Here is a 21,447-nt window from a genome sequence, read left to right as displayed (position 1 = left end):
TCTGGGCCGGCGCGGGGCGCGCCGGCAGCCGCAGGAACACCGAGAGTCAGGCGGTGCGCGGTCGCAACGGCGTCGGCGCGGCCTCGCCGCCGACGACGACCAGCCGGCCCGGCGGCTGGCCCAGCGCCGCCAGCGCGGCGCTGAAGCTGCCGTGGCGCGCGTCGTCGGGGTCGTGGCGGTGACGCGCGCCGACCACCAGCTGCGGCGCCTTCAGCGCGTCGGCCAGCGCCGCCGCTTCGCGTGCCGCGGCGCCGGCGGCGGCCGTCAGTACGCGCGCCTGCGCGTCGACGCCGGCGGCCTGCAGCCGCTGCAGCGCGGCGCCGACGATGCGTTCGGCGGTGGCGGCGTCTTCCAGCGTCACGCGCTCGTCGCCGGCCACTTCGTCCAGCCGCAGGTGCAGCGCCAGCACCGGGCGGCCGGCGGCACGCGCCAGCGCGGCGGCGCGGTCCAGCACCGCGGCGTCGAGCGCGCTGCCGTCGACCGCGGCCAGCACCGGCGCCGGGCCGGCCGCCGGCGCGGCGGCGTGCGGGCGCTCGATGTGGCGGCGGCGCAGCGCGAACACCGCCGGCGCCAGCAGCGCCGCGACGGCGGCGACGCCGAAGGCCATCGGTACGCCGGCGGCTTCGGCGATCTTCGGCACCGCGAACGGCGCAATGACGCCGGCGAACCAGCGCAGGAAGTTGTAGCCCGCCGAGGCCACCGGCCGCGGCACGTCCGAGACCTCCAGCGCCAGCTCGGTGAACAGCGTGTTGCACACGCCCATCACCGCGCCCGACAGCACGATGCAGCCGGCCACCACCTCGCGCGGCGCGACGCCCATCACGACCAGCAGCACGGCCATGAAGGCCAGGCAGACGGTGACCACCGGGATCAGGCCGAAACGCGCTTCGGCACGCGGCGCGACGAACACCGAGAACAGCGCCAGCAGCACGCCCCAGCCGAAGAAGATCGCGCCGGTGGCGGTGGGCGCCATGTCCAGCACGAAGGGCGCGAAGGCCAGCACCGTGAAGAATGCGAAGTAGTAGAAGAAGGCGCCGACGGCCACCGTCAGCAGCCCGGGGTGCTTCAGCGCCTTCAGGGGCGCCGTCAGCGACACCTTCTTCGCCGGCCGCGGCAGCTTCGGCAGGAAGAGCGCGATCGAGACGAAGCCCACCGCCATCAGCGTCGCCGTGCCGAAGAACGGCCAGCGCCAGGAGTGGTGGCCCAGCGCCGCGCCCAGCAGCGGGCCGCCGGACAGGCCGATGCCCATCGCCGCCTCGTACAGCAGCACCGCGCGCGAGGTGCCGCCCTTGGCGACGGCCACCAGCACCGACAGCGCGGAGACGACGAAGAAGGCGTTGCCCAGGCCCCAGCCGCCGCGGAACAGCACGAGTTCGGTGACCGAGTCCGACAGCCCCGACAACGCCGCGAAGACGACGATCAGCGCCGCGCCCAGCAGCAGCGTCGGCCGCGCGCCGAGCCGGCTGGAGACGAAGCCGGTGACCAGCATCATCACCGAGGTGACGAAGAAGTAGCTCGTGAACAGCAGCGACACCTGCGCCGGGCTGGCGTGCAGGCCGGCGGCGATCGAGGTCAGGATCGGGTCGACGAGGCCGATCGACATGAAGCCGACCATGCAGGCGAAAGCCGTGGCCCAGACGGCACGCGGCTGGTCGAAGAAGCCCGGGGCGGCGGGCGCGGTGTGCGACATGCGGTTCTCCCGGCCGCGACGACCGGCCAATGCATGTATGGTACACATAACTAGGTGCACGATACACTTAAAACCAGGAGACGAACGATATGAATGCACGGACCGATGCGGTCGCCCGCCTGGAGCCCGAACTGGCCTCGCTGGTGCGGCGGCTGGAGATGACCTACCGCCGCCGCGGCTACCCGATGGAGCGCGCGCACTACCTGCTGCTGTCGCTGCTGCTCGACGGCGAGAAGAGCAGCGCCGAGCTGGCCGAGGCGCTGGGCCTGGACCATTCGACCGTCGTGCGCCAGGTGGCGGCGGTGGAGGAGCGCGGCTACGCGACGCGTGTGCCGCACCCGCGCGACGGCCGCAGCATGCTGCTGCGCGCCACGCCCGAAGCCGCCGCCGCGGTGGCCGCGATGCGCCGCACACGCTGCGAGCGCCTGGACCGTTTGCTCGCCGACTGGCCCGAAGCCGAACGCGAGCAGTTCGGCGCGCTGCTGGCGCGTTTCAACGCGGCGCTGGTGAGGGCGGAGAGGGAGGAGGCGGGGAGGTAACGGCGCGGAGGCGTTCAGCCTTCGCCGGGGTCTGCCGCCAAAGCGCTCGGGTAGTCCTGCCCACCGTGGAAGATGCCGAGCACGACGACTTCCTTTCGGCTCTCGACGATCCGATAGGCGATCGTGGTGCGTCCTCGGTGATGCGTCGTCCGCAGTTCTGGCCGGATCTCGGGCCGGGGCGTACCACGGTGCGGAAACATCGCGAGCTCGGTACAGGTGTCGACGAGCGCGTCGGTGTATCGCTTGGCAACCGCTGGAGATGCCTCTCGGCTGAGGTAACGCTGGAGGTCACCCAACTGCCGTCGCGCTTCGTGCGAGAAGACGACGGTGTAGCGGATCATGGTTCGTTCGACGAGGCGTGCAGCGCGGCCAGATGGGCCCTGATTTCATCGACGCTGACCGTACGCGTCGGATCTGCCTCGAGCGCGTCGTAGGCCGCGGCCACGTCCTCGCGCAGCCACTTCTCCACCGCCGAGTCGCGCGCCAGCAGTACGCGCAGGCCGTCGCGGATGACTTCGCTCTCGGTGGCGTACTGGCCCGAGGCGACCTTGGCGCGCACGGCATCCGCCATCTCGTGCGGCAGCGTGATGCTGAACTGCTGGGTCGAACGCATGGCGGTCTCCGGTGGCGTGGGACTGAATCCTACGCCGGCCGCCGGCCCGGCGCTCAGATCGACACCCGCTGCCTCACCCCGTCGGCCTGCATGTCGGCGCCGCGGCCGCGGGCGACGATCTCGCCGCGTTCCATCACCAGGTACTGGTCGGCCAGTTCCTCGGCGAAGTCGTAGTACTGCTCGACGAGCACGATGGCCATCGTCTTGCGGTCGGCCAGCATGCGGATGACGCGGCCGATGTCCTTGATGATGCTGGGCTGGATGCCTTCGGTGGGCTCGTCGAGCATCAGCAGCTTGGGGCCGGCGGCCAGCGCGCGCGCGATGGCCAGCTGCTGCTGCTGCCCGCCCGAGAGGTCGCCGCCGCGGCGCGCCAGCATCTGCTTCAGCACCGGGAACAGCTCGAAGAGCTCGGCCGGGATCGCGGTGCCGGCGGGCTTCGTCGCCAGGCCCATGCGCAGGTTCTCCTCGACCGTCAGGCGGCCGAAGATCTCGCGGCCCTGCGGCACGTAGCCGACGCCGCGGCGCACACGCTCGTAGCTCGTCGCCTTCGTCAGGTCGGCGCCGTCCAGCGCCACCGTGCCGGTCTTCACCGGCACCACGCCCATCAGGCTCTTGAGCAGCGTCGTCTTGCCGACGCCGTTGCGGCCCAGCACGACGGTCACCTCGCCGACCTTGGCCTCGAAGCCGACGTTGCGCAGGATGTGGCTGCCGCCGTAGTACTGGTTCAGTCCCTCGACCTTCAGCATCGCGTTAACGTCCCAAATAGACTTCGACGACCTTTTCGTTGGCCTGGACCTCGGCCAGCCGCCCCTCGGCCAGCACGCTGCCCTCGTGCAGCACGGTGACCTTCTTGCGGCCTTCGGTGAGCTGCTCGACGAACTTCATGTCGTGCTCGACGACGACCAGGCTGTGCTGGCCTTCCAGGCTCAGGAAGAGCTCGGCGGTGCGCTCGGTCTCCTCGTCGGTCATGCCGGCCACCGGCTCGTCCAGCAGCAGCAGCTTCGGGTCCTGCATCAGCAGCATGCCGATCTCCAGCCACTGCTTCTGGCCGTGACTCAGCAGGCCGGCGGTGCGCTGCAGCTCGTGCTGCAGGTGGATCAGCGCCAGCACCTCGGCGATGCGGTCGCGCTGCTCGCCGTTCAGGCGCCAGAACAGCGCCGAGCGCACGCCACGGTCGGCCTTCAGCGCCAGCTCCAGGTTCTCGAAGACCGAGAGCTCCTCGTAGACCGTCGGCTTCTGGAACTTGCGGCCGACGCCGGCCTGGGCGATCTCGGCCTCGGACAGGCGCAGCAAGTCGACGTTGCTGCCGAAGCTGACGCGGCCGCTGTCGGGGCGCGTCTTGCCGGTGATGCAGTCCATCATCGTCGTCTTGCCGGCGCCGTTGGGGCCGATGATGCAGCGCAGCTCGCCGACGTCGATGCTCAGGCTCAGGCTCTTCAGCGCCTTGAAGCCGTCGAAGCTGACGCTGACGTCCTCGACGTAGAGCGCGACGCCGTGCGCGAAGTCGGCCTCGGCGCCGGCGACGCGGCCGTAGGCGGCGCTGCGCCCGCCCGAGCCGCCGCGTTCGGCCTCGCGTTGTTGCAGCCGCGCCAGGCGCTCGGCGCCGGCGGCCATCAGGTCCGGGGTCATCGGCGGGTCTCCTTCTTCCGGCGCTTGAGCAGGCCGACCAGCCCGTCGGGCAGGAACAGCGTCACCGCGATGAACAGCGCGCCCAGGAAGAACAGCCAGAACTCGGGGAAGGCGACGGTGAACCAGCTCTTGGCGCCGTTGACGAAGAAGGCGCCGACGATCGGGCCGACGAGCGTCGCGCGGCCGCCGACGGCCGTCCAGATCGCGATCTCGATCGACGCCGCCGGGCTCATCTCGCCGGGGTTGATGATGCCGACCTGCGGCACGTACAAGGCGCCGGCCACGCCGCACATCACCGCCGACAGCGTCCAGATCGACAGCTTGTAGGCCAGCGGGTTGTAGCCGGTGAACATCACCCGGCTCTCGGCGTCGCGGATGGCCTGCAGCACGCGCCCGTACTTGCTGGTGACGATGGCGCGCGCCATCACGAAGAAGCCGATCAGCACCAGGCCGCTGATGACGCACAGCGCCACGCGCATGCCCGAGGTGGCGATCGGCAGGCCGAGGATGCGCTTGAAGTCGGTGAAGCCGTTGTTGCCGCCGAAGCCGGTCTCGTTGCGGAAGAACAGCAGCATCGCGGCGAAGGTCAGCGCCTGCGTGATGATCGAGAAGTACACGCCCTTGATGCGCGAGCGGAAGGCGAAGAAGCCGAACACCAGCGCCAGCAGCCCGGGCACCAGCACCACCATCGCCATCTGGAAGACGAAGGAGTCGCTGAAGGCCCAGTGCCAGGGGAAGTCCTTCCAGTTCAGGAAGACCATGAAGTCCGGCATGTCCATGCGGTACTGGCCGTCGCGGCCGATCTGGCGCATCAGGTACATGCCCATCGCGTAGCCGCCGAGCGCGAAGAACAGCCCGTGGCCCAGCGACAGGATGCCGGTGTAGCCCCAGATCAGGTCCATCGCCAGCGCGCAGATCGCGTAGCAGAGGATCTTGCCGAGCAGGCTGACGGCGTAGTCGCTGAGGTGCAGCGCGCTGGTCTCGGGCACGACCAGGTTCAGCAGCGGCACCAGCGCCGCGACGGCGACGGTGGCGCCGAGCACGCCGGTCCAGCCGGCGGGGCCGAGCAGGCGGGGGCGGCCGGCGTCGGCGGGCAGGGCGGGGGCGGTGCGGGCGGCGCTCATGCTTCTGCGCTCCGGCCTTTCAAGGCGAAGATGCCCTGGGGCCGTTTCTGGATGAACACGACGATGAAGACGAGCACGGTGATCTTGGCCAGCACCGCGCCCTGCCAGCCTTCGAGCAGCTTGTTCAGCACGCCCAGGCCCAGGCCGGCGTAGACCGTGCCGGCGAGCTGGCCGACGCCGCCGAGCACGACGACCATGAAGGAGTCGACGATGTAGCCCTGGCCCAGGTCGGGGCCGACGTTGCCGACCTGGCTGAGCGCGCAGCCGGCGAGCCCGGCGATGCCGGCGCCGAGCGAAAACGCGTAGGTGTCGATGCGCGCGGTGTTCACGCCGACGCAGGCGGCCATGCGTCGGTTCTGCGTCACGCCGCGCACGAAGAGGCCCAGCCGCGTCTTGCCGATCAGCAGTGCCACGCCGGCCAGCACCAGGCCTGCGAAGACGACGATCGCGAGGCGGTTGTAGGGCAGCACCAGGTTGGGCAGCAGCTGCACGCCGCCCGACAGCCAGGCCGGGTTCTCGACGCCGACGTTCTGCGCGCCGAACAGCGAGCGCACCGTCTGCATCAGGATCAGGCTGATGCCCCAGGTGGCCAGCAGCGTCTCCAGCGGCCGGCCGTAGAGGAAGCGGATGACGCTGCGCTCCAGCACCGCGCCGACCAGCGCGCTGGCGAGAAAGGCCACCGGGATCGCCGCGACGACGTACCAGTCGAAGGCGCCCGGCAGCCAGGCGCGGAACAGGCCCTGCACGACGTAGGTGGCGTAGGCGCCGATCATGATCAGCTCGCCGTGGGCCATGTTGATGACGCCCATCAGCCCGTAGGTGATGGCCAGGCCGAGTGCGGCCAGCAGCAGGATCGAGCCCAGGCTGATGCCGGTGAAGACGACGCCCAGGCGTTCGCCCCAGGCCAGGCGCGATTCGACGCGGTCCAGCGAGGCGACGAGCGCGCCCTTCACGCCGGCGTCTGTCTCGGCCTGCAGGCGTTCGAGCAGCAGCGACTTGGTCGCCGGCTCGGGGCTGTCGGCCAGCAGCTGCGCGGCCGCCAGGCGCTTGGCCGGGTCTGCGGCGGTGATCAGCGCGCTGGCCTTGAGCATCGCCAGGCGCGACTTCAGCGCCGCGTCGGGCTCGGCGGCCTCGGCTTTCTCCAGCAGCGGCAAACGGCTCTCGTCGACGCCGTCCTTCAGCGCCTCGATGGCCGCGGCGCGTTCGGCGCGGTCCTTCGAGAACAGGCGCAGGCCGGCCAGCGCGGCTTCGAGCTCGCGGCGCATGCGGTTGTTGTTGACCACGTCCTCGGCGTCGTCGGGCAGCGCGACGACCTGGGCCGTGCCGGCCAGGCGCGTCTCGCTGCCGTCGAAGACGTAGGCCTTGCCGCCGGCCACCTTGACGGCGTCGTCGAGCAAGGCCTGCACGAAGGGCGCGAGCGCCGGGTCGCCGGCGGCGACGGCCTCGGCGAGCGCCGCGATGCGCTCGTCGCCGTCGCCCGCGGCGATGCGCGCCGCCTGCTCGGGCGTCAGCGCGTGGCCGGCCAGCGGCAGCAGCAGCGCAAGGCAGAGAAGAAGTCGTTGGAGCACGGCAGGCCCGGAAGGAGTGTGCGGACGCGGGCGGCGCGAGCCGCCCGCGCGTCAGGAGCGGTCGTCAGGGCTTGGCGACCACGACCGGTTCATCCTTCTTGCCCTTGTTCTCGGGGATGTACGGGCTCCACGGCTGCGCCTTCACCGGCCCCGGCGTCTTCCACACCACGTTGAACTGGCCGTCGGCCTTCACCTCGCCGATGAACACGCTCTTGTGCAGGTGGTGGTTCTTCTCGTCCATCTTGGACACGATGCCGCTGGGTGCCTTGAAGGTCTGGCCGGCCATCGCCGCGATCACCTTGTCGGTGTCGGTGCTCTTGGCCTTCTCCACCGCCTGCACCCACATGTTGAAGCCGATGTAGCTGGCTTCCATCGGGTCGTTGGTCAGCGGCTTGTCCTTGTGGCCGGGGATGTTCTTGGCCTTGGCGTAGGCCGACCACTTCTTGATGAACTCGGCGTTGGTCGGGTTCTTGATCGACATGAAGTAGTTCCACGCCGCCAGGTGGCCCACCAGCGGCTTGGTGTCGACGCCGCGCAGCTCCTCTTCACCGACCGAGAACGCGACGACCGGCACGTCGGTCGCCTTCAGGCCCTGGTTGCCCAGTTCCTTGTAGAACGGCACGTTGGAGTCGCCGTTGATCGTCGAGACCACCGCGGTCTTCTTGCCTTCGGCGGCGAACTTCTTGATCTTGGCGATGATCGACTGGTAGTCGGAGTGCCCGAACGGCGTGTACTCCTCCAGGATGTCGGCGTCGGCCACGCCCTTGCTGTGCAGGAAGGCGCGCAGGATCTTGTTCGTCGTGCGCGGGTAGACGTAGTCGGTGCCCAGCAGCACGAAACGTTTGGCGCCGCCGCCGTCCTTGCTCATCAGGTACTCGACGGCCGGAATCGCCTGCTGGTTGGGCGCGGCGCCGGTGTAGAAGACGTTCTTGCTCAGCTCCTCGCCTTCGTACTGCACCGGGTAGAAGAGCAGGCCGTTGAGTTCCTCGACGACCGGCAGCACGCTCTTGCGCGAGACGCTGGTCCAGCAGCCGAAGATCACCGAGACCTTGTCCTTGCTGATCAGCTGGCGCGTCTTCTCGGCGAACAGCGGCCAGTTCGAGGCCGGGTCGACGACCACCGGCTCGAGCTTCTTGCCGAGCACGCCGCCCTTGGCGTTGACCTCGTCGATGGCCATCAGGATGGTGTCCTTCAACACCGTCTCGGAGATCGCCATCGTGCCCGACAGCGAGTGCAGCACGCCGACCTTGATGGTGTCGGCGGCGTGGGCGGAGCCGATGCCGAACGCGGCGAAGGCGGCGGCGGTGACGGTTTGCAGGACGAAGCTGCGGCGGTTGGCAGTAGCCATGTGGTGGACCCCTCCAGGTGGCCGGACGGCCGGTTGAACTGGAGGGCAGTGTCGGGAGCAGGGCCGTGCCGGCCAATACGACAGATGTCGTAGGCGGCGGCGTACAGTCGCGCCCCAACGCAAAACCGAGAGAGCCCCATGACCCTGCCCACCCTGCTGCGCGCGATGCCCAAAGCCGAGCTGCACGTGCACATCGAAGGCACCCTGGAGCCCGAGCTGATCTTCCGCCTGGCCGAGCGCAACGGCGTCGTGCTGCCCTACGCCAGCGTCGAGGCGCTGCGTGCGGCCTATGCCTTCAGCGACCTGCAGAGCTTCCTGGACATCTATTACGCCGGCGCCAGCGTGCTGCTGAAGGAAGCCGACTTCTTCGAGATGGCCTGGGCCTACTTCGAGCGCGCCGCGGCCGACGGCGTCGTGCACGCCGAACTGTTCTTCGACCCGCAGACGCACACTGCGCGCGGCGTGGCGATGGAGACGGTCATCACCGGCCTGCACCGCGCCTGCCAGCGCGCGCATGCCGAGCTGGGCATCAGCGCCTCGCTGATCCTGTGTTTCCTGCGCCACCTCAGCGAAGAAGACGCTTTCGCGACGCTGGAAGCGGCGCTGCCCTACCGGCACCTGTTCATCGGCGTCGGCCTGGACAGCAGCGAGCGCGGCCACCCGCCGGAGAAGTTCGCGCGCGTGTTCGCGCGCTGCCGCGAACTCGGCCTGCACCTCGTCGCCCACGCTGGCGAAGAAGGCCCGGCCGAATACGTCGAGACGGCGCTGGACCTGCTGAAGGTCGAGCGTGTGGACCACGGCGTGCGCAGCCTGGACAAGCCGGCGCTGGTCGCGCGCCTGGCCGCCGAACGCGTGCCGCTGACGGTCTGCCCGCTGTCCAACGTCAAACTCTGCGTCTACTCCGACATGGCGGCGCACCGCCTGCCCGAGCTGCTGGCCGCGGGTGTCTGCGTCACCGTCAACAGCGACGACCCGGCGTACTTCGGCGGCTATCTGCTGGACAACTACCGCGCCGTCTTCGACGCCCACCCGGCGCTGGGCCGCGACGCCGCCTATGCGCTGGCGGCCAACAGCCTGGAGGCGAGCTTCGTGCCGGCCGAGCAGAAGGCGCGCTGGAAGCGCGATCTGGACGCGGTGTTCGCCGCCGCCTGATCAGGCCGCGGCACGGCCGCGCTCGTCGCGGCGCAGCAGCACGACGACCAGCGTCAGGAAGCCGCCGACCAGCGCGATGCCCAGCGCGCCGACCGCCCAGGCCGTCCAGACGATGAGCGGCGCGGCGCCGCCGAGCAGGCCCAGCGTGCTCTGCGCCAGGTCCAGCAGTGCGTGCATCAACGCCTGCCAGCCGGGGAACCAGCGGTCGATGACCTCCGCGTAGGGCACGCGGTCGACCAGTTCGCCCAGGTCGCCGACCCAGGCGCTGTCGGCCGCCAGCAGCGTGTGCAGGCCCCAGGCGCCGAGCGACCAGAGGGCCAGCAGCAGCGCGGCGATGATCCAGATGGCGGTCAGCATGGGCGCGACGATAGCCGCGCCGCCGAAGCCGCAATCCGTGCGGGCCTTAAGCCGCCAGCGCCTCGGCCAGCCGTGCCGCCTGCGGGCCGAAAGCGTAGGCGTCCATGCCCAGGTCGCCGTAGGTCAGGCTGGCGTGCACGCGCCGCGCGACCGGCGCCTCGCCGGCGGCACCGGCGGCGACGAAGAAGGGCAGCAGGTGCTCGTCGCTCGGGTGCATCAGCCCCGCGTGCGGCGCCTCGCTGCGCCAGGCCAGCAGCGCCGGCCAGTCGGCCGCCGCGCCGCGCTCGGCGAACCAGTCGCGGAAGGCCGTGCTCTCCGGCGTCGCCGGCGCGTCGACCTGGCCGGCGCCCAGCGCGGCGAAGACCCGGCGCAGGTTGTGCGTGATGCTGCCGCTGGCCAGCACCAGCACGCCCTCGGCGGCCAGCGGCGCCAGCGCGCGGCCGAGCGCGAACAGCTGCGCCGGCGTCCAGCCCGGCGGCCAGGCCAGCGGCAGCACCGGCACGTCGACCGCCGGATAGACGTGCAGCAGCGGCGTCCAGACGCCGTGGTCCAGGCCGCCGCCTTCGTGGCGCTGCACGGGGATGCCGGCCTCGGCCAGCAGGGCCTGGACGCGGGTGGCGAGCTCGGGCGCGCCCGGCGCGTCGTAGCGCAGCCGGTACAGCGCCTCGGGGAAACCGCCGAAGTCGTGGATCGTCTCGTGGCGCGCGCCGGCCACCAGCACCGGTTCGCGCGTCAGGCTGTGCGCCGAGATCGCGAGGATGGCGCGCGGCCGGCCGAAGGCGGCGTCGAGCGCCGGGCCCAGGCGGCGGAAGAACTCGCCGGCGGCGCCCGGTTCGAGCGCGGTCATCGGCGAGCCGTGGGACAGGAAGAGCGGGGGCAGCGGGTTCATGGCCTCATTTCAGCAGCCCGTGCGGCGGTCCGGGTTCAGCCCGGTTGCATGCGCCGTTCAAGGGCTTTCGGGTACCGTGCGGGCATGCATGCCTCGACTCCCGCGCTCGCGTGGCGCCAGACGCTGCGCGACTTCCGCGCCGGCGAGCTGCGCCTGCTGTTCTTCGCCGTGATGCTGGCCGTGGCCGCGCTGACGGCCGTGGGCTTCTTCGCCGACCGGCTCAACGCCGGCCTCGCGCGCGACGCGCGCCAGCTGCTGGGCGGCGACGCGCTGGTCAGCAGCGACCGGCCGACGCCGCCGGAACTCGTGCAGCTGGCCGCCCGCGCCGGCCTGCGCAGCGCCACCAGCGTCTCGTTCCCGAGCATGGCGCGTGCGCCCGACGATCTCGGCGGCGCCAGCCGGCTGGTCGCCGTCAAGGCGGTCAGCGACGGCTACCCGCTGCGCGGCGCGCTGCAACTGAAGGCGCTGCAGGGCGAGGGTGTCGAGACGGTGGCCGGCGGCCCGCGCGCCGGCACGGTGTGGGTCGACGCCGCGGTGCTCGACGCCTTGCAGCTCGCGCCCGGCCAGCCGCTGCAGCTGGGCGACGCGACGCTCACCATCGCGCGCGTGATCGCCGTCGAACCCGACCGCGGCACCGGCTTCACCAGCTTCTCGCCGCGCGTGATGCTGCACGAGACCGACCTGCCGGCCACCGGCCTCGTCCAGCCGGCCAGCCGGCTGAACTACCGTTTCGCGGTCGCCGCGCCCCAAGGCCGAGAGGCCGCGCTGCGCCAGTTCGTGCAGCAGGCCGAAGAGCGCATCCACGCCGTGCCGCTGCGCGGCGTGCGCCTGGAGTCGCTGCAGAGCGGCCGGCCGGAGATGCGCCAGACGCTGGACCGCGCGGAGAAGTTCCTGAACCTCGTCGCCCTGCTGGCGGCGCTGCTGGCCGCGGTGGCGGTGGCGATCGCGGCACGCGACTTCGCCGCCCGCCATCTGGACGACTGCGCGATGCTGCGTGTGCTCGGCCTGGCGCAGCGCCGCATCGCCGGCGCCTACGCGCTGGAGTTCGCGGCGCTGGGGCTGGCCGCCAGCGCGGCCGGCGTCGCCGCCGGCTGGGCGGTGCACCACGTCTTCGTCTTCCTGCTCGCCGGGCTGGTCAACACGACGCTGCCGGCGCCGTCGCTGTGGCCGGCGGCTTTCGGCGTCGGTGTCGGCATGACGCTGCTGCTGGGCTTCGGCCTGCCGCCGGTGCTGCAGCTGGCGCGTGTGCCGCCGCTGCGCGTGATCCGGCGCGACGTCGGCAGCCTGAAGCCCGCCTCGCTGCTGGTGCTGGCCGCCGGCGCCGGCGGCTTCGCGGCGCTGCTGCTGGCCGTGGCCTCCGACCCCAAGCTCGGGCTGATCGCGGTCGGCGGCTTCGCCGCGGCGATCGCCGTCTTCGCCCTGCTGTCCTGGCTGGCGGTGGCGCTGCTGCGCCGCGCCGTGCCCGAGGCCGGGGCGCCGCGCTGGCTGGTGCTGGCGACGCGCCAGCTCACCGCCCGCCCGGCTTTCGCCGTGCTGCAGGTCTCGGCGCTGGCCGTCGGCCTGCTGGCGCTGGTGCTGCTGGTGCTGCTGCGCACCGACCTCGTCGCCAGCTGGCGCAGCGCGACGCCGCCGGACGCGCCCAACCGCTTCGTCATCAACGTGCAGCCCGACCAGGCCGAGGCCTTCCGCCAGACGCTGGCCGACGCCGGCGTCACGCGCTACGACTGGTACCCGATGATCCGCGGCCGGCTGGTGGCGATCAACGGCCGCGCCGTCAGTCCCGACGACTTCAGCGAGGACCGCGCGGCGCGCCTGGTCGACCGCGAGTTCAACCTCAGCCACGCCGAGCAGCGCCCGGAGCACAACGAGATCGTCGCCGGCCGCTGGACGCCGGGCGAAGCCGGCGCGGTGTCGGTCGAGGAGGGCATCGCCCAGACCCTGGGGCTGAAGCTCGGCGACACGCTGCGTTTCGACGTCGCCGGCGTGTTGCAGGAGGCGCGCATCACCAGCCTGCGCAAGGTCGACTGGGGCTCGATGCGGGTGAACTTCTTCGTCGTCTTCCCGGTCGCCGAGCTGCCCGAGCTGCCGGCGAGCTACATCGGCGCCTTCCGCGCGCCGCCGAAGCCGGGTTTCGACAACGCGCTGGCACGCGCCTACCCCAACGTCACGGCGATCGACGTCTCGGCCTCGATCGCCCAGGTGCAGGGCGTGCTCGACCAGGTGATCCGGGCGGTGGAGTTCCTGTTCGGCTTCACGCTGGTGGCCGGGCTGGTGGTGCTGTTCGCCGCGGTGTCGGCGACACGCGAGTCGCGCTCGCGCGAGTTCGCGGTGATGCGCGCGATGGGCGCCGGCAGCCGTTTGCTGGCCCAGGTGCAGCGAGCCGAGCTGCTTGGCGTCGGCGCGCTGGCCGGGCTGCTGGCCTCGCTGGCGGCGATGGCCGTCGGCTGGGCGCTGGCGCGCTACGCCTTCGAGTTCGACTGGCGGCCCTCGCCCTTCGTGCCGCTGGCCGGCGCGGCGGCCGGTGCGGCGCTGGCGCTGGCCGCCGGCTGGTGGGGCCTGCGCGACGTGCTGCGCCGCCCGGTCGTCGAGACGCTGCGCCGCGCGACGGTGCAGTGACGCGGCCTCAGCCGGCGTCGAGCACGCGGTCGACGGCCTCGAGCAGCCGGCCCTGCTCCAGCGGCTTGGTCAGGTAGTCGGCGAAGCCGGCGGCGCGCGCCGCGGCGATGCGCTCGGGCATCGCGTCGGCGCTGACGGCGACGACCGGGATGGCCTCGGTCTCGGACCGCGCGCGCAGCCGGCGCAGCAGCTCGAAGCCGTCGGCGTCGGGCAGCTGGATGTCCAGCAGCACCAGCGCCGGCCGCGCCGCGACGGCCAGCGCCAGGCCCGAGGCGGCGTCGTCGGCCAGCAGCAGCTCGATCTCCGGCCGGCGCGCCAGCATCGCTTCCATCAGCATCTGGTTGACGCTGTTGTCCTCGACGTAGAGCACGGTGCGCCGCGCCGGCGCGGCACCGGCCTCGGCCGTCGTGCGTTCCAGGCTGACCCAGAAGCAACTGCCCAGGCCGGGCGCGCTGTCCAGACCGATGCGGCCGTGCATCGCCTCGACCAGCCACTTGGCCAGCGCCAGGCCGACGCCGGCGCCGCCGCCGGCGGCCCGCCCGCCGTCCAGGCGCTCGAAGGCCTTGAAGATGCGGCGCTGGTCGGCGACGGCGATGCCGGGGCCGTCGTCGCGCACTTCCAGCCGCAGGCGCTCGCCGTCGTCGCGCCATTCGACGCTGACGCTGCCGCCGCGGTGGTTGTACTGGACCGCGTTGGCCAGCAGCCCGGCCAGCACCTGGCGCAGCCGCGCCGCGTCGGCCAGCACGCGCCCCGGCGGCGGCGTGGCCGGCGGCTGCAGCGTGATGCCGCGTTCTTCGGCCAGGCCCTGGACGAGCCGGCAGGCCTCGGCCACCGCGGCCGCGGCGTCCACCGCCTCCAGCCGCACGCTGAGCGTGCCGCCGTCGATGCCGGCCAGGTCCAGCACCTGGTCGATCAGCGACAGCAGGTGGCGGCCGCCGCGCAGCACCTGCTGCACGCGCTCGTGCTGGGCCGGCGACAGCGGCTCGGCGGGGTCGGACTCCAGCAGCTGGCCGAAACCCAGCACCGCGTTCAGCGGCGTGCGCAGTTCGTGCGACATGCGCGACAGGAAGTCGCTCTTGGCGCGGTTGGCGCGCTCGGCGTCGTCGCGCGCGGCGATCAGCGCGGCCTCGGCGGCCTTGCGCGCGGTGATGTCCCAGCCGTAGCGGATCCAGCCCTCGAGGCGGCCGTCGGGCGTGGTGCGCGGCACGCCGGTCTCGGCGATCCAGCCCCAGCGGCCGTCGGCGCGGCGCAGCCGGTACTCGACCGCGAAGCTCTGCGCCGTCGTGCGCGCCGTCTGCAGCGCGGCGCCGGCGGCGGCGACGTCGTCGGCGTGCAGGCGCGCCGGCCAGGGCTCGGCCAGCGCCTGTCCGGCGCCGCAGCCGGTGAAAGCCAGCCAGCGCTGGTTGATCCAGGTCGGGCGGCCGTCGGCGTCGCAGACGACGACCAGCGCCGGCGCCGCGTCGGCCAGCGAGCGAAAGCGCGACTCGCTCTCGCGCAGCACCTGCTCGGCGCGCAGCGCGTCGGTGACGTCGGTGAAGGTGCGCACCACCGGCCCGCCGCGGCTGCGGAAGGTCTCGATGCGCATCGTGCGGCCGTCGGCGGCGGTGCGCTGGTAGCTCGCCGGCAGCAGGTCGATGCGGCCCTGCAGCGCGGCTTGGATGTGCTCGCGCGCGTCGGGGTCGAGCTCGCCCGGCGCCGGGCCGACGCGGCCGTGATCGATCTGCCAGCGCACGAACTCGCCGAGCGTCGCCCGTCTGCGCAGCAGGTCCTCGGGTACGCCGGTCAGCTCGACGAGGCGGCGGTTCCAGGCCGCCGTACGGCCTTGTTCGTCCAGCGTCAGCACGCCTTGCGGCAGGCTCTCCAGCGTCGCTTCCAGCAGGCGCGACTTTTCTTCGAGCAGCCGGCTGGTGCGCTGCTGCAGCTCGGTGGCGCGGCGCAGCTCGCCGATGTCCGAGAACAGGCCGATGGCGCCGATCTTGCGGCCTTCGGCGTCGCAGATCGGCGTGCCCTGGTTCATGCACCACAGCGGCGAGCCGTCGGCGCGGCGCAGCCGGATCTCGTACAGGCTGGCTTCGCCGGCGTTGCGGCGGCGCATCTGCTCGCGCAGCACGGCCGCCTGGTCCTCGTCGACGTACTCCCAGACCGAGCGCCCGATCAGTGCACCTCGTTGGACGCCGAGCATGCGGCACATCGCCGGGTTGGCGTCGGTGGTGCGCAGCTCGTTGTCGACGAACCAGAAGCCCTGGGTGGTGTTGTCCAGCAGCAGCGCCAGCATGCGCTGCTTCTCGGCCAGCGCCGCCTCGGCGGCGCGGCGTTCGCTGATGTCGAGCGCGACGGCAACGAAACCGCCGTCGGGCGTGGCGTTGCGGCGCAGCTCGATCGTGCGGCCGTCGGCCAGCGTGCGCACGCTGCTCGCGTGGCCGCCGGCGCGCAGCAGCGACATCCAGTGCTCGACCAGCGTCTGCTGGTTGCCGCCGCCCAGGCGCCCGGCGCGGGCCTGGGCCTCCAGCAGCTCGCGCACCGGCGTGCCGGGGTGCACCAGCGACGGGTCCAGCCGCGTCACCTCGGCGAAGCGCAGGTTCATCGTGCGCACGCGCAGGTCCGCGTCGACGACCAGCAGGCCCTCGTCGACGTGGTCGAAGATCAGCCGCAGCAGCGCCTCGCTCTCCTGGGCCGCGGCCAGGCTGCGCTGTTCGTCGCGCCGCGCCGCGGCCAATGCCAGGCGCTGGCGCCAGTTGCGCTCGGCGGCGACGACGCCGTACAGCCCCAGCAGCGTGGCCACCGCCAGGCCCAGCATCACCGCCGGGGCCGGCGGCAGGTCCTCGATGACGATGCGCGCGGCCACCGGCAGCGCCGTCGGCAGCGCGAAGAGGGCGCCGGTCAGGCGGTCGAAGTGCCCCAGCACCATCGCCGCGGTCGACAGCGCGGCGGCGGCGATCGTCAGCACCGTCAGGCCGTGGTGCACGTCGGACATCGGCAGCAGCGCCGCGCTGCCCCAGAGCACGCCGCTGGCGAAGATGCCGGCGCGAAAGCGCGCGAGCCAGCGCTCGGGCTCGGCGGCGCCGGCCTGGGCGCGGTAGCGCTGCAGCGTCCACAGCCGCAGCACGAGCAGCAGCGCCAGCGCGCCGCACCAGGCCAGCAGCGGCCCGGTGGCGACCACCGTGTGCAGCGCCCAGGCGACGAACGCGCCGACGCTGGCGCTTCCCAGCGCCGCGAAGGCGACGGCGGAGGCGTGCTCGGCGACCTGCGACGTGCGAACGGCGCGGGTGATGCCGTCGTCCTCCGGTTCGGCGGGTGGCTTCGGCAGGGGCACGGGGCGTGGCGTCTGTTCGGAGCCGGATTGTGGTCGCAGGCGCGGGCTCATGTTCTTGGGGGGAGCCCGGTTCGTGGGGCTCGGCTCAGGGGCCGTTGACGCGGAAGGCGGCGACCGCCTGCGACAGCTGGCGCGCCTGCTCGCGCAGCGATTCCGAGGCCGCCGCCGACTGCTCGACCAGCGCGGCGTTCTGCTGCGTCATGCGGTCCAGCGCGGCGACCGAGTCGTTGATGCTGCCGATCTCGCCGTGCTGCTCGGCGGTGGCGGCGGAGATCTCGGCGATCGTCGCGACGACGCGTTCGACGCTGGCGACGATCTCGTCCATCGTGCGGCCGGCGTCGCCGACCAGGCGCGAGCCGGCCTCGACCTTCTCGACCGAGTTGCCGATCAGCGCCTTGATCTCGCGCGCCGCCTCGGCGCTGCGCTGCGCCAGGCTGCGCACCTCGCCGGCCACCACTGCGAAGCCGCGGCCCTGCTCGCCGGCGCGCGCCGCCTCGACCGCGGCGTTGAGCGCCAGGATGTTGGTCTGGAAGGCGATGCCGTCGATGACGTTGATGATCTCGGTGATGCGCTGCGAGCTGGTGTTGATCTCGTCCATCGTCGCGACGACCTGGCCGACGACCTCGCCGCCGCGGCGCGCGTTGCCGGCGGCGGCGCCGGCCAGCTCGCGCGCCTGCGAGGCCGCCTCTGCGCTGTGGCGCGCGCTGCCGGCCAGCTGGCCGACGCTGGAGGCGGTCTGCTGCAGGCTGCCGGCGGTCTGCTCGGTGCGCTGGCTGAGGTCGGTGTTGCCGGCGGCGATCTCGCCCGAGGCGGTGTCGATCGACTCGGCCGACTGGCGCACCTGGGCCAGCGTGCCGCCCAGGCGCAGGCGCATGGTCTCGACGTCGCGGATCAGCTCGCCGACCTCGTCGTCGCGCCGGCTCTCGACGTGGCGCGTCAGGTCGCCGGCGGCGACGGCCTCGACGGCGCGCGCCAGATCGCGCAGCGGCTCGGCCACCCAGCGCCGCAGCGCGAAGAACAGCGAGGCCGACAGGCCCGCGGCGACCAGCGCCAGCAGCAGCCAGAACGGCCGCAGCCCGGCCCAGGTGGCGGCCATCGCGTGGCCTTGCGAGACCTCGGCGAGCACATACCAGCCGGTGGCCGGCACCTTGCGCGCGACGACCCAGGTGTCGCCGCTGGCGGCGTCCACCAGGCCGGGCGAGGGCAGGCGCTCGCCGGCGTCGGCCTGCGGCAGCGCGGCCAGCAGCGGGGCGGCCGCCGGCAGCGTCTCCAGCACCTTGGCGCCGGGCGCCTTGGGGTGGGCGACGAAGACCGCGTCCTCGGCCTTGGCCTTGGGGTCGACGATGACGATGCCGCCGGTGTCCGCCAGCCGGGCATCGCCGGCGAGCTTGCGCAGCGCGGCGCGGTAGGCGCTCTGGTCGAAACCGACGAAGAGCACGCCGACGACGCGCCCCTGGCCGTCGCGCAGCGCCTCGTAGCGCGCCATGTAGGGTTTGCCGAAGAGCTGCGCCGGGCCGACGTAGGAGCCGCCGGCCTTCAGCGCGGCGTAGGCCGGGTGCTGGGTGCCCAGCGGCGTGCCGACGGCGCGCGAGCCGTCCTCCTTCTTCAGCGAGGTCGTGATGCGCACGAAGTCCTCGCCCTGGGCGGCGAACACGGTGGCCACGCCGCCGGTCAGCTCGGCGAAGTGGTCGACCTGGGCGAACTGGCCGTTGAGCGGCTGGCCCTGCGCCGACAGGCTCTCGCCCCGCAGCACGTAAGGGCCGGGCAGGTCGGCGGCGAAGGCGCCGTAGAGCTTGTCGGCCATCGTGCGCGCGGCGCCGTCGAAGGCCTCGGCCATGTCGGCGACGGCCTGCGCGCGTTCGCCGTAGCGCTCGGCATTGGCCTCGTTGGCGTTGCGCACGGTGACCCAGGTCTGCAAGGCGGCGGCGGCGCCCAGCGCCAGCGCGAGGCCCAGGCCGCCGGCCAGCGAGATGCGGCGGGCGATCGAGCCGTGGCGGGGGGAGGAAGGCGTCGTCATCGGTGCGCGGTGTCCCTCGTCTGACGGTTCAGCAAGGTGTCGTTCTGCGCGCGGCCAGGCCGGCGCGTGTCGCCGTCGCCGCGTGCCGTCCACCCCGCACCCGATGGCGGGCGGGCGGCTCGCTGCGCGGCCGGCAGCGGCCGGCCAGCCCGGCACGGGCCATCAGCGCCGGGGGCGGCTGCAAACGGCGCTGCCGCACGAGGCGGCAGCGAAACGACCTGCCGGCCATGCGATGGACGTGGCGGGCGGTCGTCATGCGGGCAGGCGGCGCGGGGCCGCTCGGTTCCCGGCGGTCAGTGGGCGATGCTGTCCATCAGGCCCATGTCGGCGCTGCTCATCAGCGCTTCGATGTCGACCAGGATCAGCATGCGCTCGGCGTCGCCGTTCTTCACCGCGCCGATGCCGGTGATGTAGTGCGCCTCGATGCTCGAGCTGAGCTCGGGCGCCGGCTTGATCTGCTCGCGGTTGAGTTCGAGCACGTCCGACACCGAGTCGACGACGGCGCCGACGACGCGGCCGCGCACGTTGAGCACGATGACGACGGTGAAGCCGTTGTACTCGGCGTTGTCGCAGCCGAGCTTCAGGCGCAGGTCGATGATCGGGACGATCACGCCGCGCAGGTTGACGACGCCCTTGATGAAGGACGGCGCGTTGGCGATGCGCGTCGGCGGCTCGTAGGAGCGGATCTCCTGCACGCGCAGGATGTCGATGCCGTATTCCTCGCCGCCGAGGCGGAAGGTCAGGAACTCACCGCCGGCCTGGCCCTCGGCGGCCGCGGAGGCCTGCGAGGCGGTGGCCGCGCGAGTGCGCTCGGAGCGGGCGGAGGGGGCAACTTCGGTCAGCATGTCCATGTCGTGGTCCTTCTGGAAGGCGTCGTACCGTTTATCGGCCGTCGCGCAGCGGAGTTGAGGGCTCGGGGCGTGGCATGTGCCACGCCGCGCGGGTCAGAACGTTTCCCAATCGTTGTCGTCGCGGGCCGCCGGGGCCGCGGGACGCGCCGGTTCCGGCTTGGGCGCCGGGGCGGCGGGCGCCGCGGCGGCACGCACCGGCGCCTTGGGCTCCTGGGCCTTCGTGTCCTTGGGCTTGGCGGCCGGCGCCGGCGCGGTCTTGCGGGCGCTGTCGGCGGCGCGGGCGATGACCGCCTGGGCCAGCACCGGCGCCGCGCTGGCGGTCTGCGTCAGGTGGAAGGTGGCCACCAGCTCGGCCAGCCGCGTGCCCTGCTCGCGCAGCGAGCCGGCGGCGGCGGCCGACTGCTCGACCAGCGCGGCGTTCTGCTGCGTCATCTGGTCGAGCTGGTTGACGGCGGAGTTCACCTGGCCGATGCCGCTGCTCTGCTCGTGCGTCGCGGCGCTGATCTCGCCGATGATGTCGGTGACGCGCTGCACGCTGGCGACGATCTCCTGCATCGTGCTGCCGGCGTCGCCGACCAGGCGGGCCCCGGCCTCGACCTTGTCGACCGAGTCGCCGATCAGCGTCTTGATCTCGCGTGCCGCGGCGGCCGAACGCTGGGCCAGCGCCCGCACCTCGCCGGCGACCACCGCGAAGCCGCGGCCCTGTTCACCCGCACGCGCGGCCTCGACCGCGGCATTGAGCGCCAGGATGTTGGTCTGGAAGGCGATGCCGTCGATGACGCCGATGATGTCGGCGATCTTCTTCGAGCTGGTGTTGATCTTGTCCATCGTCGACACGACCTGGGCGACGACCTCGCCGCCGCGCTGCGCCGTGTCGGCGGCGCTGCCGGCGAGCTGGTTGGCCTGGCGCGCGGAGTCGGCGCTCTGCTGCACCGTGCCGGTGAGCTGCGACATCGAGCTGGCGGTCTGCTGCAGGCTGCTGGCGGTCTGCTCGGTGCGCTGGCTCAGGTCGAGGTTGCCGGTGGCGATCTCGTCGGAGGCGGTGCGGATCGAGTCGGCGCTCGCACGCACCTCGGCCAGCGTCTTCTCGATGTGGCGCAGGGCCTGCTGCAGGCGGTGCGTGGCCGCCGAGTGCGCGGTGTTGTGCGCCGGCGCGAAGGTGACGTTGCCGCTGGCGTCGACCAGGCCGTCGGCGATCGCCACCAGCTCGTCGGTCGTCGCGTAGTCGGCGCGGCTGCGCAGCGCCAGCATCACCAGCACGCCGGCCTCGCCGACGACGAAGGCGGCGTGTTCGAGCACGCGCGGCAGGCTGGGCTCGGTGAAGCAGATCGGGCCCCAGCCCCACTGCTGGAAGTAGTTGAAGCTCAGGTGGTGAACGGCGATCGTCGCCGCGCCGACGATGACGGCTTCCCAGCGCCGGTAGACGACGGTGGCGGCGAGCAGCGCGAAGACCGCGAAGTGCGCTTCGGCGGCGCCGTGCGCGACGTGGATCAGCAGTGCCACGGCGGCCATGCCGAGCACCGGCAGGCCGATGAAGCTGGCGGCCGAGCGGCTGCCGCCGCCCAGGCCGGCGAGTGCGGCTGCTGCGCCCATCAGCAGCGCGCCGGCACCGAGCGCGAGCCCGATGCCGTCGTTGACGGCGCCGTAGGCCACGGCGCCGAGCACGACGAGCGCCATCGAGGCGAGCATCGCGCGGTCGTTGAAGTCGATGTTCATACTGCTTTCGTCGTCGGGCGGACGA

Annotated in this window: 17 protein-coding genes; 3 read left to right on the top strand and 14 right to left on the bottom strand. The window is 72.6% G+C overall.

Going from position 1 to position 21,447, the window contains the following annotated elements:
• Positions 1–46 precede the first annotated feature (46 nt).
• Positions 47–1,690, bottom strand: coding sequence for an MFS transporter (locus RGE_RS19310; RefSeq protein ID WP_014430141.1), 1,644 nt, complete (start codon positions 1,688–1,690; stop codon positions 47–49).
• Positions 1,691–1,779: 89 nt separating this feature from the next.
• On the opposite strand from RGE_RS19310, the gene RGE_RS19305 reads away from it, so the two are divergent.
• Positions 1,780–2,229 carry a MarR family transcriptional regulator gene (locus RGE_RS19305; RefSeq protein WP_014430140.1) on the top strand — a complete coding sequence of 150 codons (450 nt, stop codon included), beginning with the start codon at positions 1,780–1,782 and terminating at the stop codon, positions 2,227–2,229.
• A gap of 14 nt (positions 2,230–2,243) precedes the next feature.
• Here the strand turns inward: RGE_RS19305 and RGE_RS19300 are convergent, their stop codons facing one another.
• The 7 genes from RGE_RS19300 to urtA form a co-directional block, all read right to left on the bottom strand.
• On the bottom strand, positions 2,244–2,570 hold the full coding sequence (locus RGE_RS19300) for a type II toxin-antitoxin system RelE/ParE family toxin (protein WP_014430139.1): 327 nt from the start codon (positions 2,568–2,570) through the stop codon (positions 2,244–2,246).
• Positions 2,567–2,842 (bottom strand): ribbon-helix-helix domain-containing protein, encoded by a 276-nt coding sequence (locus RGE_RS19295; protein ID WP_014430138.1) that lies wholly within the window; start codon positions 2,840–2,842, stop codon positions 2,567–2,569. Before RGE_RS19295 ends, RGE_RS19300 begins: the two co-directional genes overlap by 4 nt.
• A 53-nt stretch (positions 2,843–2,895) precedes the next feature.
• A complete protein-coding gene (gene urtE, locus RGE_RS19290) occupies positions 2,896–3,588 on the bottom strand; it encodes an urea ABC transporter ATP-binding subunit UrtE (RefSeq protein WP_014430137.1) in 693 nt (230 codons plus the stop codon).
• A 4-nt stretch (positions 3,589–3,592) separates the two neighbouring features.
• Positions 3,593–4,471, bottom strand: coding sequence for an urea ABC transporter ATP-binding protein UrtD (gene urtD / locus RGE_RS19285; RefSeq protein ID WP_014430136.1), 879 nt, complete (start codon positions 4,469–4,471; stop codon positions 3,593–3,595).
• Positions 4,468–5,595, bottom strand: a complete 1,128-nt coding sequence (gene urtC, locus RGE_RS19280; RefSeq protein WP_014430135.1) for an urea ABC transporter permease subunit UrtC — start codon at positions 5,593–5,595, stop codon at positions 4,468–4,470. The genes urtD and urtC overlap by 4 nt, the downstream gene beginning before the upstream one ends.
• Positions 5,592–7,163, bottom strand: coding sequence for an urea ABC transporter permease subunit UrtB (gene urtB / locus RGE_RS19275; RefSeq protein WP_014430134.1), 1,572 nt, complete (start codon positions 7,161–7,163; stop codon positions 5,592–5,594). Before urtB ends, urtC begins: the two co-directional genes overlap by 4 nt.
• 64 nt (positions 7,164–7,227) lie before the next feature.
• Entirely contained in the window at positions 7,228–8,511 is a 1,284-nt protein-coding gene (gene urtA / locus RGE_RS19270) for an urea ABC transporter substrate-binding protein (RefSeq protein ID WP_014430133.1), read from the bottom strand.
• A gap of 138 nt (positions 8,512–8,649) precedes the next feature.
• On the opposite strand from urtA, the gene RGE_RS19265 reads away from it, so the two are divergent.
• The gene (locus RGE_RS19265) at positions 8,650–9,663 is read left to right on the top strand and encodes an adenosine deaminase (protein ID WP_014430132.1); all 1,014 of its coding nucleotides are present in this window, start codon (positions 8,650–8,652) and stop codon (positions 9,661–9,663) included.
• Here the strand turns inward: RGE_RS19265 and RGE_RS19260 are convergent, their stop codons facing one another.
• Both RGE_RS19260 and RGE_RS19255 read right to left on the bottom strand, forming a co-directional pair.
• Positions 9,664–10,020, bottom strand: a complete 357-nt coding sequence (locus tag RGE_RS19260; RefSeq protein WP_014430131.1) for a hypothetical protein — start codon at positions 10,018–10,020, stop codon at positions 9,664–9,666. It abuts the gene before it with no gap.
• Between the two features lie 46 nt (positions 10,021–10,066).
• The gene (locus RGE_RS19255) at positions 10,067–10,909 is read right to left on the bottom strand and encodes a dioxygenase family protein (RefSeq protein WP_014430130.1); all 843 of its coding nucleotides are present in this window, start codon (positions 10,907–10,909) and stop codon (positions 10,067–10,069) included.
• An 84-nt stretch (positions 10,910–10,993) separates the two neighbouring features.
• Between RGE_RS19255 and RGE_RS19250 the strand changes: the two genes are divergently transcribed.
• The gene (locus RGE_RS19250; protein ID WP_043784295.1) at positions 10,994–13,525 is read left to right on the top strand and encodes an ABC transporter permease; all 2,532 of its coding nucleotides are present in this window, start codon (positions 10,994–10,996) and stop codon (positions 13,523–13,525) included.
• A 7-nt stretch (positions 13,526–13,532) separates the two neighbouring features.
• Here RGE_RS19250 and RGE_RS19245 read toward each other — a convergent pair whose 3' ends face one another.
• The 4 genes from RGE_RS19245 to RGE_RS24955 all read right to left on the bottom strand — a co-directional run bounded on the left by RGE_RS19245 (position 13,533) and on the right by RGE_RS24955 (position 21,422).
• A complete protein-coding gene (locus tag RGE_RS19245; RefSeq protein WP_014430128.1) occupies positions 13,533–16,838 on the bottom strand; it encodes a PAS-domain containing protein in 3,306 nt (1,101 codons plus the stop codon).
• Between the two features lie 85 nt (positions 16,839–16,923).
• Positions 16,924–18,855: a methyl-accepting chemotaxis protein gene (locus RGE_RS24875; protein WP_014430127.1), complete on the bottom strand. Its 1,932-nt coding sequence runs from the start codon at positions 18,853–18,855 to the stop codon at positions 16,924–16,926.
• A gap of 293 nt (positions 18,856–19,148) precedes the next feature.
• Complete coding sequence (locus RGE_RS19235; protein WP_014430126.1) at positions 19,149–19,706, bottom strand: chemotaxis protein CheW; 558 nt, start codon at positions 19,704–19,706, stop codon at positions 19,149–19,151.
• A gap of 93 nt (positions 19,707–19,799) precedes the next feature.
• On the bottom strand, positions 19,800–21,422 hold the full coding sequence (locus RGE_RS24955) for a methyl-accepting chemotaxis protein (RefSeq protein WP_014430125.1): 1,623 nt from the start codon (positions 21,420–21,422) through the stop codon (positions 19,800–19,802).
• Positions 21,423–21,447 lie beyond the last annotated feature (25 nt).

Source organism: Rubrivivax gelatinosus IL144, assembly GCF_000284255.1.
Taxonomy (GTDB): Bacteria; Pseudomonadota; Gammaproteobacteria; order Burkholderiales; family Burkholderiaceae_C; genus Rubrivivax; species Rubrivivax gelatinosus_A.
Note: the sequence above shows the minus strand (reverse complement) of the source record. Positions and strands in the feature narration are given on the sequence as shown.